The sequence below is a fragment of the Myxococcus sp. AB025B genome, from assembly GCF_006518215.1.
GTDB lineage: Bacteria > Myxococcota > Myxococcia > Myxococcales > Myxococcaceae > Myxococcus > Myxococcus fulvus.
In genome coordinates, this window is the sequence record NZ_SRLW01000574.1 from 1 (window position 1) to 2,231 (window position 2,231).

Consider the following 2,231-nt stretch of genomic DNA (forward strand, 5'->3'; position numbering starts at 1 on the left):
GCTTCCCTCCAGCCACCTCTCGTCCCCGCCGACCGCTCCCAGCCGCTGCCTCTCTCCTTCGCTCAGCAGCGCCTCTGGTTCCTCGACCAGCTCCAGCCCGGCTCCTCCACCTACAACATCCCCTGGGCCCTCAAGCTCTCCGGTTCACTCGATGTCAGCGCGCTGCATCAGTCGCTCAACGCGCTCCTCGCGCGCCACGAGGTGCTCCGCACTCACTTCGCGGTCCACGGCGGTCAGCCCGTTCAGGTCATCCGTCCTGACGTTCGGCTCGAGCTTCCTGTCGTCGACCTGCGTCGCTTGGATCCGACCGCTCGCGAGACCGAAGCACAGACGCTGATGCGACAGGAGGCCCAGCACTCCTTCAACCTCGCTCAGGGCCCTCTTGTTCACGCGACCTTGGTGAGGATGAGCGATGAGGAGTACCTCCTCCTCGTCACCGCCCACCACATCATCTCCGACGGTTGGTCCATCTCCGTCATCGCCCGAGAGATCGCCGCCTTCTACCGCCAGTTCTCCAGTGGAGAGGCCGCGCAGCTCGCGCCCCTGCCCATCCAGTACGCCGACTTCTCCGTCTGGCAGCGCCAGTGGCTCCATGGCGACGTCCTCGCCTCGGAGCTCGACTGGTGGCGCAAGCAGCTCGCCGGCGCGTCCACTTCTCTCGATCTGCCCACGGACAGGCCTCGGCCCGCCATCCAGACGTACGGTGGCGCCGTCGTGCCTGTGGCGCTCTCCAAGCACCTCAGCACCCAGGTGAAGGAACTGGCCCAGCGCGAGGGCGCCACGCCCTTCATGGTCTTGCTGGCTTCCTTTCAGCTCCTGCTCTCTCGCTACTCGGGACAGGACGACGTCTCGGTCGGCTCGCCCGTCGCCAACCGAAACCGCTCCGAGACGGAGGGCCTCATCGGCTTCTTCGTCAACACCCTCGTCTTCCGTTCACGCCTGGATGGCAGGCAGTCCTTCCGTGAGCTGCTGGGACAGGTGCGCCTGAACACCCTCGCGGCCTACGAGCACCAGGATGTCCCCTTCGAGAAGCTCGTCGAGGAATTGCAGCCCCAGCGTGACCTCAGCCGTTCGCCGCTGTTCCAGGTCACGCTCACGCTCCAGAACGCACCCGAGGGGGCTCTGACGCTTCCCGGGCTCAGCCTCGACGCCCTCCCGCCCAGCATCGAGACGTCCAAGTACGACTTCAGCCTTCTCCTCGACGAAGGAAGCGAAGGCTTCTCGGGCATCATCAACTACAACACCGATCTGTTCGAAGCGGCCTCGATGGAGCGCCTCGCTCGTCACTACGCGGTGCTCCTCGATGGGCTTCTCACCAGCCCCGACAGACAGCTCGGCCTCGTGTCGATGCTCACACCGGCAGAGAAGCAACTGCTCCCTGCATGGAGCGGTGCGCAGTCCGCCTACTCGCGCGATGCCAGCATCCACTCGCTCTTCGAACAGCAGGTGGTCCGTTCGCCCGACGCAGTCGCCGTTGTCTCCGTGGATGAGGCTGTCACCTACTCACAGCTCGACGCGCGCTCCAACCAGCTCGCCCACCACCTGCGTGCACTGGGTGTCCTCCCCGGCTCTCGCGTCGCTGTCCGCCTCGACCGCTCCGCTGACCTCATCGTCTCCCTTCTGGCCATCCTCAAGGCCGGCGCGGCCTACGTCCCCCTCGACAAGGCCTGGCCCTCCGAGCGCCTCTCCTTCGTCCTCCGCGAGTCCGGCGCAGGCGTCCTCGTCTCCCACTCCGACGTCGCAGACGACTTGCCTGCCTTCGGCGCCGTCCTCCTGCTCGTCGATGAGGAGGCCTCTCGCAGCTCACGTCGGCCCACGACTGCGCTTGTTTCCGAAGTGACGGGCGATGACCTCGCCTACGTCATGTTCACCTCGGGCTCCACCGGCGAGCCCAAGGGTGTCTGTGTTCCCCACCGCGGCGTCACTCGCCTCGTCTCCTCTTCCTTCATCCACTTCGGTGCCTCCGAAGTCTGGCTCCACGCCGCTCCTGTCGCCTTCGACGCCTCCACCCTCGAAATCTGGGGTGCGCTCCTTCATGGCTCCAAGCTCGTCCTCGCGCCTCCTCACTCCCTCTCCCTGGAGGAGTTGGGTGCTGTCCTCTCCCGCGAGAAGGTCTCCTCTCTCTGGCTGACCGCTGCCCTCTTCGAGCAGATGGTTGCCCACCAGCCAGTGGCCCTCTCTGGCGTGCGCCAGTTGCTCGCCGGCGGTGACGTGCTGTCGCCTCACCGCGT

At 66.2% G+C, this 2,231-nt stretch carries 1 protein-coding gene; it reads left to right on the forward strand.

Features of this window, described 5'->3' with window-relative positions; all coding sequences use genetic code 11:
* Positions 1–45: 45 nt before the first annotated feature.
* The coding region (locus FL311_RS42710; RefSeq protein ID WP_228557470.1) for a condensation domain-containing protein at positions 46–2,231 on the forward strand (2,186 nt) is incomplete at its 3' end.